The organism is Pantoea sp. DY-17 (assembly GCF_019795975.1).
Taxonomy (GTDB): domain Bacteria; phylum Pseudomonadota; class Gammaproteobacteria; order Enterobacterales; family Enterobacteriaceae; genus Pantoea; species Pantoea leporis.
Genome location: NZ_JAIMIG010000003.1, coordinates 536,657 through 552,321 on the forward strand (window position 1 = coordinate 536,657; position 15,665 = coordinate 552,321).

Annotated in this window: 15 protein-coding genes; 7 read left to right on the top strand and 8 right to left on the bottom strand. The window is 56.4% G+C overall.

What is annotated here, in order from left to right; genetic code table 11:
- Nucleotides 1-57: 57 nt before the first annotated feature.
- Complete coding sequence (gene plsB, locus K5Y33_RS16620) at nt 58-2,481, top strand: glycerol-3-phosphate 1-O-acyltransferase PlsB (protein WP_101763071.1); 2,424 nt, start codon at nt 58-60, stop codon at nt 2,479-2,481.
- 48 nt (nt 2,482-2,529) lie between these two features.
- Here the strand turns inward: plsB and ubiA are convergent, their stop codons facing one another.
- The 4 genes from ubiA to K5Y33_RS16640 form a co-directional block, all read right to left on the bottom strand.
- Nucleotides 2,530-3,414 carry a 4-hydroxybenzoate octaprenyltransferase gene (ubiA, locus tag K5Y33_RS16625; RefSeq protein WP_110868146.1) on the bottom strand — a complete coding sequence of 295 codons (885 nt, stop codon included), beginning with the start codon at nt 3,412-3,414 and terminating at the stop codon, nt 2,530-2,532.
- 7 nt (nt 3,415-3,421) lie between these two features.
- Nucleotides 3,422-3,940 carry a chorismate lyase gene (gene ubiC / locus K5Y33_RS16630; RefSeq protein WP_101763073.1) on the bottom strand — a complete coding sequence of 173 codons (519 nt, stop codon included), beginning with the start codon at nt 3,938-3,940 and terminating at the stop codon, nt 3,422-3,424.
- A gap of 82 nt (nt 3,941-4,022) precedes the next feature.
- Nucleotides 4,023-4,433, bottom strand: coding sequence for a phosphate-starvation-inducible protein PsiE (gene psiE, locus K5Y33_RS16635; RefSeq protein WP_061718383.1), 411 nt, complete (start codon nt 4,431-4,433; stop codon nt 4,023-4,025).
- A 68-nt stretch (nt 4,434-4,501) separates the two neighbouring features.
- Nucleotides 4,502-5,200, bottom strand: a complete 699-nt coding sequence (locus K5Y33_RS16640; protein ID WP_222234568.1) for a UTRA domain-containing protein — start codon at nt 5,198-5,200, stop codon at nt 4,502-4,504.
- Between the two features lie 223 nt (nt 5,201-5,423).
- On the opposite strand from K5Y33_RS16640, the gene K5Y33_RS16645 reads away from it, so the two are divergent.
- The 6 genes from K5Y33_RS16645 to K5Y33_RS16670 all read left to right on the top strand — a co-directional run bounded on the left by K5Y33_RS16645 (nt 5,424) and on the right by K5Y33_RS16670 (nt 11,675).
- Nucleotides 5,424-6,485 carry an ABC transporter substrate-binding protein gene (locus K5Y33_RS16645; protein WP_222234569.1) on the top strand — a complete coding sequence of 354 codons (1,062 nt, stop codon included), beginning with the start codon at nt 5,424-5,426 and terminating at the stop codon, nt 6,483-6,485.
- Nucleotides 6,486-6,495: 10 nt separating this feature from the next.
- Nucleotides 6,496-7,305: an alkaline phosphatase family protein gene (locus K5Y33_RS16650; RefSeq protein WP_192412697.1), complete on the top strand. Its 810-nt coding sequence runs from the start codon at nt 6,496-6,498 to the stop codon at nt 7,303-7,305.
- Entirely contained in the window at nt 7,305-8,150 is an 846-nt protein-coding gene (locus K5Y33_RS16655; RefSeq protein ID WP_101763077.1) for an ABC transporter permease subunit, read from the top strand. The genes K5Y33_RS16650 and K5Y33_RS16655 overlap by 1 nt, the downstream gene beginning before the upstream one ends.
- Before the next feature lie 10 nt (nt 8,151-8,160).
- Complete coding sequence (locus tag K5Y33_RS16660; protein ID WP_101763078.1) at nt 8,161-8,946, top strand: ABC transporter permease; 786 nt, start codon at nt 8,161-8,163, stop codon at nt 8,944-8,946.
- Between the two features lie 2 nt (nt 8,947-8,948).
- Nucleotides 8,949-9,941: an ABC transporter ATP-binding protein gene (locus K5Y33_RS16665; RefSeq protein ID WP_222234570.1), complete on the top strand. Its 993-nt coding sequence runs from the start codon at nt 8,949-8,951 to the stop codon at nt 9,939-9,941.
- 108 nt (nt 9,942-10,049) lie between these two features.
- Entirely contained in the window at nt 10,050-11,675 is a 1,626-nt protein-coding gene (locus tag K5Y33_RS16670) for a Na/Pi cotransporter family protein (RefSeq protein ID WP_222211738.1), read from the top strand.
- Between the two features lie 73 nt (nt 11,676-11,748).
- Here the strand turns inward: K5Y33_RS16670 and gntU are convergent, their stop codons facing one another.
- From gntU to K5Y33_RS16690, 4 genes are all read right to left on the bottom strand, one after another.
- A complete protein-coding gene (gntU, locus tag K5Y33_RS16675; protein ID WP_222234572.1) occupies nt 11,749-13,089 on the bottom strand; it encodes a gluconate transporter in 1,341 nt (446 codons plus the stop codon).
- Between the two features lie 2 nt (nt 13,090-13,091).
- Nucleotides 13,092-13,628: a gluconokinase gene (gntK, locus tag K5Y33_RS16680; protein ID WP_036621490.1), complete on the bottom strand. Its 537-nt coding sequence runs from the start codon at nt 13,626-13,628 to the stop codon at nt 13,092-13,094.
- A gap of 142 nt (nt 13,629-13,770) precedes the next feature.
- The gene (gene gntR, locus K5Y33_RS16685; RefSeq protein ID WP_101763082.1) at nt 13,771-14,766 is read right to left on the bottom strand and encodes a gluconate operon transcriptional repressor GntR; all 996 of its coding nucleotides are present in this window, start codon (nt 14,764-14,766) and stop codon (nt 13,771-13,773) included.
- Between the two features lie 138 nt (nt 14,767-14,904).
- Nucleotides 14,905-15,600, bottom strand: a complete 696-nt coding sequence (locus tag K5Y33_RS16690) for a pirin family protein (protein ID WP_222234574.1) — start codon at nt 15,598-15,600, stop codon at nt 14,905-14,907.
- Between the last annotated feature and the right edge of the window lie 65 nt (nt 15,601-15,665).

The following is a 15,665-nucleotide window of genomic DNA, read 5'->3' on the forward strand; positions in this document are numbered from 1 at the left end:
CGCTGCGCTTTCTGGTATGCTTGCCGCGCTTTGCTAACAAGAGGCTTAAAGTTGTCTATGTCAGGTTGGCGTAAACTCTATTACAAATTATTGAATTTACCACTCTCTATTTTGGTAAAAAGTAAGGTCATTCCGACCGATCCTATCTCTGAACATGGGATCGATCCGACACGTCCGGTGATGTATGTTTTGCCTTATGATTCAAAGGCTGACCTGCTCACACTGCGTGCTCAATGCCTGAAACATGATCTGCCCGATCCGCTGGCTCCGCTGGAGATCGATGGCACCCTGCTGCCGCGCCACGTGTTTATTCACGATGGCCCACGCGTAATTCCCTATTTCGTGGCCAATCCCGAATCGGTAAAGCTGTTCCACGATTATCTGGATTTGCACCGCAGCAACCCGCAACTCGATGTGCAAATGCTGCCGGTCGCGGTGATGTTTGGTCGTGCGCCGGGACGTGAAACCTCCGGTGAATCCACGCCACATCTGCGCGTGCTCAATGGCGTGCAGAAGTTCTTCGCCATTTTGTGGCACGGCCGCGACAGCTTTGTTCGCTTCTCGCAAACCGTTTCGTTGCGCCAGATGGCGACCGAGCACGGCACCGATAAGTCGATTGCCCAAAAGCTGGCTCGCGTGGCGCGCATTCATTTTGCCCGCCAACGTCTGGCCGCGGTCGGCCCGCGTCTGCCTGCACGTCAGGATCTCTTCAACAAGCTGTTACAATCCAAAGCGATCGAAAAAGCAGTAGAAGATGAAGCGCGCAGCAAAAAGATTTCGCATGAGAAAGCCCAGCAGAACGCCATCGAAATGATGGAAGAAGTGGCGGCGGACTTCTCTTATGAAGCGATTAAAGTCACTGACCGCGTGATGGGCTGGCTGTGGAGCCGCCTGTATCAGGGCATCAACGTGCATGGCGGTGAGCGCGTGCGTCAGCTGGCGCAGGATGGTCATGAGATTGTGTATGTGCCCTGCCACCGCAGCCACATGGATTACCTGCTGCTCTCCTACGTGCTTTATCATCAAGGCCTGGTGCCGCCGCACATTGCTGCCGGTATTAACCTGAACTTCTGGCCAGCCGGCCCGATTTTCCGTCGTCTGGGCGCCTTCTTTATTCGTCGTACCTTTAAGGGCAACAAACTCTATTCCACCGTGTTCCGTGAATATCTTGGCGAGCTGTTTAGCCGGGGTTACTCCGTGGAATACTTTGTGGAAGGCGGACGTTCGCGTACCGGTCGTTTGCTGGATCCAAAAACCGGCACCCTATCAATGACGCTGCAGGCGATGCTGCGCGGCGGCAGTCGTCCAATCACCTTCGTGCCGATTTACATTGGCTACGAGCATGTGATGGAAGTGGGCACCTACGCCAAAGAGCTGCGGGGTGCGGCCAAAGAGAAAGAGAGTTTCCTGCAGATGGTGCGCGGTTTACGTAAGCTGCGCAATCTCGGCCAGGGCTACGTTAACTTCGGTGAACCCCTGCCGTTGATGAACTATCTGAACAAAAACGTGCCCGAATGGCGTGATGCGATTGATCCTATCGAACCGCAACGCCCTGCCTGGATGACGCCCGCCGTGAATGACATTGCGGCGAAGCTGATGGTGCGCATCAACGAAGCCGGTGCAGCCAACGCCATGAACCTGTGCGTCACTGCACTGCTGGCGTCACGTCAGCGTTCACTGACCCGCGAACAGCTGATTGAGCAGTTAGAGTGCTACACCCAGCTGCTGCGCAATGTTCCCTATTCGCCAGAAGCCACGGTGCCTGACATGAGCGCCGAAGCGCTGCTTGATCACGCCATGGGCATGAACAAGTTCGAGACCGAGCAAGACAGCATTGGCGACATCATCATTCTGCCGCGCGAGCAGGCGGTGCTGATGACCTACTATCGCAACAACATTCATCACATGTTGGTGATGCCATCGTTGATTGCCGCCATCGTGCAACAACATCGGGAAATCAGCGAAGCAGAGCTGCTGCGTCAGGTTAGCCTGGTATATCCGATGCTAAAGAGCGAGTTGTTCTTGCGCTGGGACAAGACAGAGCTGCCTGCGCTACTTAACGCACTCTGTGCAGAGATGGCGCGTCAGGGCCTGATCACCTTGCAGGATGGTCAACTAAGAATGACGCCGGCACGTCACCGTTCGCTGCAACTGCTGGCGGCGGGTATTCGTGAGACGCTGCAGCGCTTCGCGATTACCTTCGCTATCCTCAGCGCGAAACCGGCCATCAACCGTGGCACGCTGGAGAAAGAGAGCCGCACGCTGGCTCAACGCCTGTCTGTGCTGCACGGTATCAACGCACCAGAGTTCTTTGATAAAGCAGTGTTTACTGCGCTGGTCCTCACGCTGCGTGATGAAGGATATATCAGTGACAAAGGCGATGCCGATGCCGAACGCAGTCATATGATGTGGCAGATGCTGGCGGAACTGGTGACCAGCGACGTGCGTCTGACGATTGAAAGCGCGGTCACCCACGATTAACGCGGCGACAAGCTAATAAAAAGGCGCACTTCAGTGCGCCTTTTTTGTTTATAACAGATCCGCGAACGGCACGGTGCTGAGCAGAATGCCGAGAAACAGCACCATGCCCACATAGTTGTTATTCAGAAACGCCTGGAAGCAGGGATCGCGCTCGCGCTGGGCAATTAGCTTCTGCTGATGCACAAACAAGCCTGCTGCCAGCAGCAGCGACCAGTAAAACGCCCCATTCAGATGAAGCATCATGCCCACCAGCGCCATCAAACCGAGCGTTGCCAGCTGCAGTAAACCGATAATCAGTTTGTCGTAACGGCCAAACAGAATCGCCGTCGATTTTACGCCAATCTTCAAATCGTCATCGCGATCGACCATCGCATACTGCGTGTCATAGGCCACCGTCCAGCAGATGTTCGCCAGGAAAACCAGCCAGCAGACTAAAGGTAAGGACTCACTAACTGCTGCCCATCCCATCGGAATCGCCCAACCAAACGCTGCGCCGAGCACCACCTGCGGCAGATGCGTGTAGCGCTTCATAAACGGATAAACCCACGCCAGCGCCAGGCCGCCAAACGACAGCAAAATGGTCATGGTGTTCATGGTCAACACCAGCATAAACGCCAGCAAACCGAGACCGGCAAACAGCAACTTCGCCTCTTTCCCGGATACCGCGCCGCTGGCCAGCGGACGTGACGCCGTGCGCTTGACGTGACCATCGATTTTGCGGTCTGCGTAATCATTGATGACGCAGCCGGCAGCACGCATCACGATAACGCCGAGCACAAACACCAGCAGCACCGGCAGCGGTGGAATCGCCATGCCGGAGAGCCACAGTGCCCACAGAGTTGGCCACAGCAGTAACACAGTGCCGATGGGTTTATCGATACGCATCAGGCGGCAGTAAGCCTGCCATTTGGTCATGGGTAAGGTGTTTTGCACAGTGGTTTTATCCTTGATCCAGCGCGCGATAGAGCGGCGACGCCGGTAAAAATAGTTCAGTTAACAGCAGCGGCTTGCCCGACAAACGCAGGCGGGAACGGCGTCCCCATAAATCGCCAACCTGACCGGGATTGATAAAATCGCGGCTCAGGGTAGATGAAGAGAACAGATAGCGGCCAAGCGGGCGCGTACCGAGCTGTTGCAGCATCTGCTCGGGGCCGTTCAGCGTGCTTTCTGGCACCACGGTGCGGCCAATCAGCCAGGGTTCGCCATCACCGCACAGCACAATTTCACGTAACCAGAAGCGCGGGTCGGCGGGCAAAAATTCCGCTTCTTCCGAGATCTCTTCAGCGCCAATAAACGCTTCGCGGATCAGTTTTACGGTCACTTGCTGGCAATGCTGCTCGAAGCGACGCGTCATGGAGTCTTCTTCCATTAACCAGTCAAGTAGCGGGGCAGAAAGCTGCGGTGAAGAGGCTGGCAGCCAGTGCAGTGCGCGTAACTGGCGCAGCGCGTCATGCGACATCAGGACATCTCCGGGAAAAAAGTTGCCCTAGTTTAGCGCAGAGGAGAATGCGTGGCACGGCTCGTTGTGCCACGCGATATTATTACTCGCGTTTCAGGCGGTTACTGTTCGCTAGCCACAGCGTCACCACCAGAATCAAAATCGCCGCCGAGTAGTAGAGCGTATCGAACGGATTTTTATGGTCGACGATGATCAGGCGGATAATCGCCGTGATGCCGATGTAGATGAAGTAGCGCAGCGGGAAGTGATAGCCCGACTGAAAGTACTTCACAATCAAGGCGATAAATTCGAAGTAGAGGAAATAGATAACGATGCCTTCAATCAGCAGATAGGAAGACGTCTGCTCACCGGTGCTCAACAGCACGTTGGCCAGATGAATGGTTTCTTTACCGAGGAACACCACCAGAATAATGGCCAGAATGATCAGACCAATATTCAGCACCCACTGCAATGCTAAAGAGATGTACTGCCCCACCCCTGTTTTTATTGTCATTTTTGCGCCTCACGCTCTCAATTACTCACTGGCGCTATCATGCTGTAGTGTGATCAAAATCACAATATTTATACTTCGACATCCACGCACAGCGCGTCATAGCGCCAGAACTCGCAGTCGCAATCAATCACGCGATTGTGCTGATCGCGATTGATGCGGGTAATCAACAATCCGGGCGTGCCGCTCGCCACGTTGAGCGCGGGCGCAGCGCGCACCGGCAGCGGTCCCGGCAAAATGGTAAAACGCGCGCCGCCGTAGCGAATGCCATAGCGCTGGTCATACAGATCGGTGAGTGAACGCGTCAGGTCTTCATCCAGCAATCCCGGAAAGAAGGCGGGATTGAGGTAATGCTCGACATACAACACGGCGCGGCCATCAATACGGCGCAAACGGCGAATGCGGTAAACCCGATCGCCCTCCAGCAGTTGCAGATGACGCGCGATGGCTAATTGCGCTGGCACTTCGCGCGCCTCCAGCACTTCAGTGCTGGCAATACGGCCTTGCTCAGCGGCCATGGCGTGAAAATGGCTATGATGAGAGGGGTTGTAGACCAACCGAGGCGGTGCGAGAAACCAGCCACGACGCAATTCACGATAGATAATGCCCTGCGCTTCCAGCAAGCCCAGCGCCTCACGCAGCGTAATGCGCGTGGTGGAATAGTGTTCGCTTAAGCTGCGTTCGGCGGGCAAACGACCGCCGGCAAATTCACCGCTTTCAATGCGTTCCCGCAGCCCTGCTGCAATCACATCCGCCGTTTTCGACATCATTTTCAGCCTCATTTTGGGGCAAATCTGCACTATGACAGTTCGATGACTACAATGTGACAGAGAACAACCCACGCTTTAGCGCGCTGTAACCGCATGTGGATCGTCGCGCCACACCCCGTTTCACCACCATGGTCATAAAACCTTCATCTATTCGGGCTACATTGGCTCGGTTCTTGCTGGACTAGTCCAAGAAGTCCCACAACATATACCGGGAGCAATCGAGATGAAAGCGTTTATCGCCTCTGTAGTAGCCAGTGCCGTACTGCTTGCGCTGCCCGCCGCGCAAGCCGCAGATAATGACCTCGCCGCGTTAGAAAAAGCCGCGCGCGCCGAAGGCCAGGTCAACAGCGTCGGCATGCCAGATAGCTGGGCCAACTGGAAAGATACCTGGAGTGACCTCAACAGCAAATATGGCCTGAAGCACAGCGACACCGACATGTCCTCGGCGCAGGAACTGGCAAAATTTGCTGCAGAGAAAAAGAACGCCAGCGCCGATATCGGTGATGTGGGCGCGGCTTTCGGTCCGATTGCCGTCGCTAAAGGCGTGGCGCAACCGTATAAGCCAACGCATTGGGAGCAAATCCCGAGCTGGGCAAAAGATCAGGATGGCAACTGGATGCTGGCGTATACCGGCACCATCGCGTTCCTGGTGGATAAGCAGCAGGTCAAAGATGTGCCGCACAGCTGGGCCGATCTGAAGAAAGGTAAGTATGTGGTCACTATCGGTGACGTTGGTACTGCGGCTCAGGCAGCGAACGGCGTGTTAGCGGCCAGTTATGCATTAGGCGGTGACGAGAAGAATGTGAAACCGGCGTTGAGCTTCTTCGGCGATCTGGCGAAAGAAGGCCGTCTTGGCGTGACCGATCCGGTGATTGCCAACATTGAAAAAGGCGAAATTCAGGTGGCGGTGGTGTGGGACTTTAACGGTCTGAACTACCGCGATCAGATCGACAAAAACCGCTACGAAGTGGTGATCCCTTCCGACGGTTCCGTCACTTCTGGCTACAGCACCATCATCAATAAATACGCCAAACATCCGAACGCCGCCAAGCTGGCGCGTGAATACATCTTGTCTGATGAAGGCCAGATCAACCTGGCGAAAGGCTATGCGCGCCCGATTCGTGCCGAGCATTTAACTCTGCCCGCCGACGTGCAGGCCAAGCTGCTGCCGCAGTCTGAGTATAAGAATGCCCGTCCAATCAAAGACCAGGCCGCGTGGGATAAAACCTCGAAAATGCTGCCGCGTCTGTGGCAAGAGAACGTCATCATTAATATGAAGCAGTAAGGAGCGAGGGATGAAAACGATCCTGGTGGTGTTGGATGGGCTGAGTAATCAGGTAGCGCAGCACGCAATGGGCTATCTGTTTGCTGAATGCGCGCAGGGCAACGGCCAATATTATACGCTGACTTGCGAACTGCCTTCGCTGTCGCGCCCGCTGTACGAATGCATTCTCACCGGCATTCCACCCGTGCGCAGCGGCATTATTCATAACGGCGTCAGCCGCTTAAGTAATCAGCGCAGCATCTTCCATTACGCGCGTGCCGCCGGTCTCACCACTGCAGCGGCCGCCTACCACTGGGTGAGTGAGCTCTACAATCAATCCCCGTTCAACGCGGCGCGCGACCGCCACACGGTCGCGCCCGATCTGCCGATTCAGTATGGGCATTTTTACTGGGACGACGGTTATCCGGATTCCCACCTGTTTGAAGACGCAGAAAGCCTGCGTTTGCGGCACGATCCCGACTTCCTGCTGATCCACCCGATGAACATTGACGATGCCGGACACAAGCACAGCCTGTCATCGCCGCAGTATCGCAACCGCGCGCGCATGGCCGATGGTTATCTGTCGCAGTGGATGCCGGACTGGCTGGCGGCTGGTTATCAGGTGATTGTCACCGCCGATCACGGCATGAACGATGACCGCTCGCACGGCGGCATTTTGCCAGAGGAGACGCAGGTGCCGCTGTTCGTGTTTGGCAAAGGTTTCTCGCTGCAGCCGGATCTCCAGCCGCAGCAGACCGAACTGTGCGGCATCGTGTGCACCTTGCTCGGCGTCGAACATGACAAACCGCTATGTCGCGCGTTACTGGCGGAGCCGCAGTAATGAAAGGCAAAACGCTCGCCGCGCTATTGCTGCTGCCGTTTGCGCTGTTCTGGGTGGCATTCCAGCTCGCGCCGCTGCTGTGGATTGCCATCAACAGCTTCTGGAGCGACATCAATGAGCGTTGGGGCTTCGACAACTACAGCGATATCCTCACCTCGCCGTTCTATTTGCAGGCGTTTCGCCTGTCGCTCGACATCTCCATCTGGTCGAGCATTTACGGCCTGCTGATCTCACTGGTTGCCGGATATTCGCTGCATCAGCTCGGCAGCGGCCGCTTTCAGCGCTTTTTGATGTCATTTACCAACATGACCAGCAACTTCGCCGGTGTACCGCTGGCGTTTGCCTTTGTCATTCTGCTCGGTCTGAACGGTTGTCTGACGCTGCTGCTGCGCCATTACGGCGTGCTGGAAGGCTTCAAACTGTTCTCGCGTGACGGCATGGTGCTGGTGTACACCTGGTTCCAAATCCCGCTCGGCATTTTGCTGCTCTATCCGGCGTTTGATGGCTTGCGACAGGATTGGCAAGAGTCCGCCGCGCTGCTGGGTGCAGGCCGCTGGCGCTATTGGTGGCACATCGGTTTGCCGATTCTGTTCCCGGCGCTGCTCGGTACTTTCGTGATTTTGCTGGCGAACGCGCTCGGCGCTTACGCCACCATTTACGCGCTCACTACCGGCAACTTTAACGTGGTGCCGGTACGCATTGCCGCGCTGGTCTCTGGCGATATCTCGCTTGATCCCAACACCGGCGGCGCGCTGGCGATGTTGCTGGTGCTGATTATGGCGCTGATTACCGTGGTGCAGCAGTATCTGGTGCGCCGCAGCTATCTCAACGCCAAACCTTCCTGAGGAGCTACACGTGTCGCGCGCGGAAAAATTTTATCATCGCCTGATTGTCTGGCTGCTGCTGGCCATTTTAGCCGCGCCGCTGCTGGCGACGTTACTGTACGGCATTTCCACCAGCTGGAGCGACACCATCCTGCCGCAGGGCTTTACGCTGAAGTGGCTCAGCGCGCTGTGGAGCGATGCGCGTTTCCTGACCGCGCTCGGTCATTCGCTACTGGTTTGCTGCGGTGCGCTGCTGTTTTCACTGGTGCTGGTACTGCCTGCCATGTTTGTGATCGCTTACTACTATCCGAAACTGGATGCGGTGATGAACGTGCTGATCCTGATGCCCTTCGCCGTACCGCCGGTGGTGTCGTCGGTCGGGCTGCTGCAACTCTATTCGTCGTCGCCGCTGATGCTGACCGGCACGCCGTGGATTTTGATCGGCTGCTACTTCACCATCGCCTTGCCGTTTATCTATCGCGCCATCTCCAACAATATGCAGGCCATCAACCTGAAAGAGCTGATTGATGCCGCGCAGCTGCTCGGTGCCAGCACCTGGCAGGCGGCGCTGTTTGTGGTGTTGCCGAACCTGCGCAAAGGGGTATTTATCGCGGTGCTGCTCTCCTTCTCCTTCCTGATTGGTGAGTTTGTCTTCGCCAATATGCTGGTCGGCACCCGTTATGAAACCTTGCAGGTTTATCTGTTTAACATGCGCAACGGCAGCGGCCATTTCACCAGCGCGCTGGTGATCTCCTATTTTGCCGTCGTCCTGCTGGTTACCTGGCTGGCGAATGCCCTCAATCCTGAACGAGGCTGACCATGAGTTATCTGAGCGTCACCCAGCTGAACAAAAGCTACGGTCCGACCACCATTTTTGAAAACATCGATTTCAGTGCCGAAGAAGGCGAGTTTGTTACGCTGCTCGGCCCCAGCGGCTGCGGCAAATCGACGCTGCTGCGCTGTATCGCCGGGTTAACCGAAGTGGATAGCGGCAACGTGTTGCTGCAAGGACAGGATATCGTGCCGCTGCCGCCGCAAAAGCGCACCATCGGCATGGTGTTTCAGAGCTACGCGCTGTTCCCCAATATGACGGTTGAGAAGAACGTGGCGTTTGGCCTGAAGATGCAGAAACTGGCGAGCAGCGAGATTCAGAAACGCGTGATGGAAGTGCTGGCGCTGGTGGAACTCACCGACTTCGCGCGGCGTTATCCGCATCAGCTCTCTGGCGGACAGTGTCAGCGCGTGGCGCTGGCGCGTTCGCTGGTGACGCGTCCACGCTTGCTGTTGCTGGATGAACCGCTGTCGGCGCTGGATGCGCGCATTCGTCGCCATCTGCGTGAACAGATCCGCAATATTCAGCGCGAGCTGAAACTCACTACCTTGTTTGTTACCCACGATCAGGAAGAGGCGCTGACCATGTCCGATCGCATCGTGCTGATGAATCGGGGAAAGATCGTGCAGAACGGCAACGCGGAAATGCTCTATACCCAACCGGCCGATCTGTTTGCCGCCGGGTTTATCGGCAACTACAACCTGCTGAGCGCCGAGCAGGCAACGCAGCTGACCGGACAGGCGTTTAGCGGCCAGGTAGCGATTCGCCCGGAGTCGATCCAGCTGTGCGCGCCGCAGGCGGGCATTCCCGCCACCATCCTCAGCCACAGCTTGCTTGGCAACGTGATTCGCTATCGGGTGCGTGCGCAAAACGTGGAACTCTCGATAGATGTACTCAACCGCAGCGTGGCAGATTTGCATCCCGCTGGTATGCAGATTGGGCTACAGTTAGAGATGTCGACGTTGCGCCAGGTTGCTTAATTTAAACGAAAAAAGGCGACACAACGCGGCGAAGGTTTTACCGGTTGTGCTCACCGTCAGGCTGGCAATCGGTGTGGTTTGAGCCTGACGGATGAGGAGCCTCTATACGTGTTAACTCTGCTTAATTTACTTTCTGCCGTTGCGCTGCTGGTGTGGGGCACACACATTGTGCGCACCGGCATCATGCGCGTTTACGGTGCCGATCTGCGTCGCGTACTCAGCCGCAGCGTCGAAAAAAAACCGATGGCGTTTCTTGCCGGTATTGGCGTCACGGCGCTGGTGCAGAGCAGTAACGCCACCACGCTGCTGGTTACCTCCTTTGTTGCACAGAATCTGGTCAGCCTGACGCCTGCGCTGGTGGTGGTGCTGGGCGCGGATGTCGGGACCGCGATCATGGCGCGCATCCTGACTTTTGATTTGTCGTGGCTGTCGCCGCTGTTTATCTTCTTTGGCGTGGTGTTCTTTCTCAGCCGCAAGCAAACGCGCATTGGGCAGTTAGGCCGCGCCAGTATTGGGCTTGGCCTGATTCTGCTGGCGCTGCAGCTGATTGTCGCGGCCGCCAAACCGATCACCCAGGCGGCGGGCGTTCAGGTACTGTTCTCAACACTGACCGGCGATGTGATGCTTGATGCACTGATTGGCGCGGTGTTCGCCATCATCAGTTACTCCAGCCTCGCGGCGGTCCTGATTACCGCCACGCTGACCGCCACCGGTGTCATCTCCTTCAAGGTCGCACTATGTCTGGTGATTGGTGCCAACCTCGGCAGCGGCTTGCTGGCAATGATCAACGCCAGCGGCTCCAATGCAGCGGGCAAACGCGTCGCGCTCGGCAGCCTGCTGTTTAAGCTGATTGGCAGCATCGCCATTTTGCCGTTCGTCAATGTTGTCGCCGATGTGCTGGATAAGCTGCCGGTCAATGACGAAGAGCTGGTGATCTTCTTCCACGTCTTCTACAACCTGATTCGCTGCTTAGTCATGGTGCCGTTTGCCGATCCAATGGCGCGCCTTTGCCGCCGTATGATTGCCGATGATCCCGAAAACGAAGCCCATCTCAAACCCAAACACCTCGACAGCAGCGCGCTGGATACGCCAGCGTTAGCGCTGGCTAACGCCTCACGCGAAACACTGCGCATCGGTGATGTGGTCGAGCAGATGATTGAGTCATTCAATAAGGTGGTGCATGGCGACCTGCGCGAAGAGCGCGCGGTGCGGCGGCTGGATGATGATGTTGATGTGCTTTACACCGCGATCAAACTCTATCTGGCGCGTATGCCAAAAGAGGATTTGCCGGAGGATGATTCGCGCCGCTGGGCGGAGATCATTGAGATGGCGCTCAACCTGGAGCAGGCGGGCGACATTATCGAACGCATGTGCGCCGACGTAGCGGATAAGTCACTGACCGCGCGCCGCGCCTTCTCTGCCGAAGGGCTGGAGGAGCTGCAAACCTTGCAGGAACAGGTGCTGTATAACCTGCGTCTGAGTTTGTCGGTGTTTTTGTCGCACGATGTCACCAGCGCCAAACGCCTGCGCCGATCCAAGCACCGCTTCCGCATCCTGATTCGCCGTTTCTCCCACGCGCACGTCGAGCGCTTGCATCTGCAGAACGTACAAAGCATTGAAACCAGCTCGTTGCACCTTGGCTTGCTGGGCGATTTGAAGCGTTTAAATTCGCTGTTCTGCGCCGTGGCGTACACGGTTTTAGATCAGCCGGATGATGAGCGGGAAGAGGATTAACAAGGTCAGAATCGCGCCGCTACAAATCCGCGTAATGGTCCGTAGCGGCGCAATGTATTGCGCTGGTTTTACATCACGACAGCAAACTGAACGCAATCATGCCAACAATCGCGCCGGTGGTGCCCAAAATGGTTTCCATCAGCGTCCATGTCTTCAGCGTTTCGGCTTCGGTGGCGCCGGTGAAGCGGCCAAACAGCCAGAAACCCGCATCATTCACATGACTGATAATGATCGAGCCGCCGCCGATACAGATCGACAGCGCGGCCAGCTGCGCGCCGCTGTAGTGCAGCGGTTCAATCACCGGCATCACTAAACCGACGGTGGTTAAACACGCCACGGTGGCCGAACCCTGAATAACGCGAATCGCGCCAGAAAGGATGAAGCACGCCAGCGCAATCGGCATGCCTGCGCCGGTCAACGCATGCCCTAAAACCGGGCCAACGCCCGAATCCACCAGCACCTGCTTAAACACGCCGCCCGCACCAATCACCAGCAGAATAATGCCCGCCGGTTGCAGCGCGCTGCCGCACACCTGCATCACCTTCTCTTTATCCATGCCCTGACGATAAGCCAGGCCATAAATCGCCACCAGACAGGCCAGCAAAATCGCGGTGAACGGATGGCCGATAAACTCCAGCCACTCATACAGTTGGGAACCCGGCGTAGTGAAGCGTGCGCCGATGGTTTTCAGGCCAACCAGCAGCAGCGGGAACAGAATCAGCGCCAGACTAAAGCCAAACGACGGCAGTTTGCCCTCTTCCACTTCCGGCTGATGATCTTCCGGCGGTGCACTAAAGCTGACATGTCGGGCAATAAAGCTGCCAAACAGCGGGCCCGCAATCAGCATGCCCGGAATCGCGGCGCACAGGCCCAGCAGAATCATCCAGCCAAAATCAGCGTGCATCTGCGCGGCCAGCAGCATCGGCGCGGGACCCGGCAGCAGAAACGCGGCGGACGCCGCAACACCGGCAAACAGCGGGATCACCAGCTTAACTAAATTGCCTTGGGTGCGACGCGCCACGGCGAACGCAATGCTGATCAGCAACACCACCGCCACTTCAAAGAACAGCGGCAACGCACAGATCAAGCCAGCGACGCCCATCGCATAGTGCGCGCGGCTTTCCCCAAAGGTTTTCAACATGCGAATGGCGATCTGATCGACGGCGCCGGTTTCATGCAGGATCTTGCCGAACATCGCGCCTAACGCCACCACAATGGCGAGAAAGCCGAGCGTTCCGCCCATGCCCTTTTCCATAGTTTCAGCGATTTTATCGAGCGGCATGCCGGAGAACAGACCGGCACCAATGGAGACTAACATCAGGGCAACAAAGGCGTGCATACGCGCTTTCATCACCAAAAACAGCAGCAGCAGGACAGAGCCTGCTGCGGTTAACACTAGCGTTGCGGTACTCATGACTAACCCTTGTTGATTGCACCCTCAATGGTCGCAACCGTGGCCGCAACTACCTCATCCAGTGAATGATTGATATCAACCACTAGTACATCGGGCTCATCCGCGCCGGGTTCCTGCAGCGTGGCGAACTGCGTCACCAGCATCTGCGGTTTGAAGAAGTGACCTTTACGCGCTTTCAGGCGGGATTCAATGGTTTCGAAGTCGCCCTGCAGATAGATGAATTTCAGGTTCTCGTTGCCCTGACGCAGGATATCGCGATAGGACTTTTTCAGCGCCGAACAGACGATGATGGAGATCTCCTGCGTGCGCTGCATGGCAAATGCCGCATCATTCAGCGCCTGCAGCCACGGCTGGCGATCGTTGTCGTCCAGCGGATGGCCATCCGCCATTTTCATGATGTTGCTGCGCGGATGGAGGAAATCCCCATCGAGGAACGCAGTGTTTAACTGATGAGAAACCTGATTGGCGACGGCAGATTTTCCGCTGCCGGAAACGCCCATCAGGATAAAGACGTGGTGCGATGGAGATGGCGTTGTCATTGTTTTGCGCTCCGGCAGTGAATTCTGCCCAATGTTACCGATAACAAATTGAGCTGCCATTGTCAGAGCCCACTGAAAGGCTGGCAACCCTTCTCAGGTGGAAAAGCACGAAAATGTGAACTGACTCAAATAATCGCCAAAATCAGATGCTGTCACCTTCGGAGATTTCAAAGCCAACATCCAGCGGTTGCGTTAGCGTGCGATCGCCGCCAATTCGCGCCAGCAGCATCGCTGCCGATTCCCGTCCCATACGCTCGCGCGGCGTTAACACCGTGGCGAGGCGCGGATTCACCACTTGCGTAATGTCGTGGCCGTGGAAACCGGCAATCGCCATCTGCTGCGGCACGCGTAATCCCTGACGCTGGCACTCAAACATCGCGCCTACCGCGAGGTCATCGTTGGTACAAAACAGGCTGTCAGTTTCCGGATAACGCTTTTGCGCTTCGCACAGCAGTTGCGCGCCGGCGCTGAAAGAGGAGGCATCCTCCATCATCACGCTGTGTGGCGTGAGCCCCGCTTCGCGCATCGCTTTTTCGTAGCCCTGTTGCTTCTGCAAGGTACGTTCATCAAGGCGCGCGCCGAGGTAAACCGTATGGCGATGGCCTTTTTTCAGAATAGCATGCGTCATCTGCCGTGCTGCTTCGACGTTATCAAAGCCCACCGCCATATCGAGGCACGGCGTGACCGAATCCATCATCTCAATCACTGGAATGCCCGCTACTTCCAGCATGCGCAGCGTGCCCGGCGTATGGGTACGCTCGGTGAGGATCACGCCGTCGATGTTCCAGCCGAGCAGCGATCGCAGCTGTAACTCCTCTTTCTGCGCGTTGTAGCCAAAATGCGCCACCAGCGTTTGGTAACCCGCTTCGTCGGTGACGGCCTCAATGCCGCGCAATACGTCGGCGAAAACCTGGTTGGTTAAGGAAGGCAGCAGCACGCCGATAGCGCGGCTGGTGGCGTTGGAGAGCATATCGGGGGCGCGATTGGGGATGTAACCGAGTTCGTCCAGCGCCACGGCGATCTTATCGCGCAGCGCCGCAGAAACCTGATCGGGATTGCGCAGGTAGCGACTGACGGTCATTTTTGTGATGCCGACACGATCGGCAACGTCCTGTAATACCGGTCTTTTCTTCTTCATCGTATGCGCCTGAAATCAGAGATACGACGAGTTTATCATTTTTTTGTCATGCACTGCCTTTGAGGAAAACCTGCGCGATCAATCGCGCCGCTACCAATACGTGCAGATATTGCAGCGGCGCCGTTCATTGCGCGACCTTTAAACCGGTGGCAAATCAAACAGCAGAATCTCTGCACCGCTGTCAGCTTTGATGCTCAGCGCGCTTTCATCCCAAATCGCCAGCGCATCGCTGCTGCCAACCTGTTCGCCATTCACGCTCACCAGCCCTTTCACCACCTGAATCCACACGCGACGACCGGCTTCAACTGTCACTTTATCGCTTTCGCCCTCAGCAAAGACCCAGCGCGACAACGTCATGTCCTGAAACACCTTGAGCGATCCGTCACGTTCATCCGGCGTCAGCACAAACTGGCGGCCTTTAACATCATCGAAACGGCGTTGCGCGTAACGCGGCTCAATGCCTTTGCGCTCTGGAATGACCCAGATCTGATACAGGTGCAGCGGATCGGTGGCGCTGGCGTTGTACTCCGAATGTCGCACGCCGGTACCGGCGCTCATGATTTGGAACTCACCGCTCGGAATCTGCTCTTTATTGCCCATGCTGTCTTGATGTTCAACGGTGCCAGACAGCACATAGGTCAGGATTTCCATGTCTTTATGCGGATGGGTGCCGAAGCCCTGACCACCATCGATAACATCTTCGTTAATCACGCGCAGTGCCGAGAAGCCCATAAAGTTGGCATCGTGATAATCGGCGAAAGAAAAGGTGTGCCAGCTATCCAGCCAACCGTGATTAGCGTGACCGCGTTCTTCAGCTTTACGTACATAAATCATGTTCAATTCTCCTCAATGTTTTTTACAGTTTGGTACTGCGAAGGATTGATTGATAGCTGAAAAAC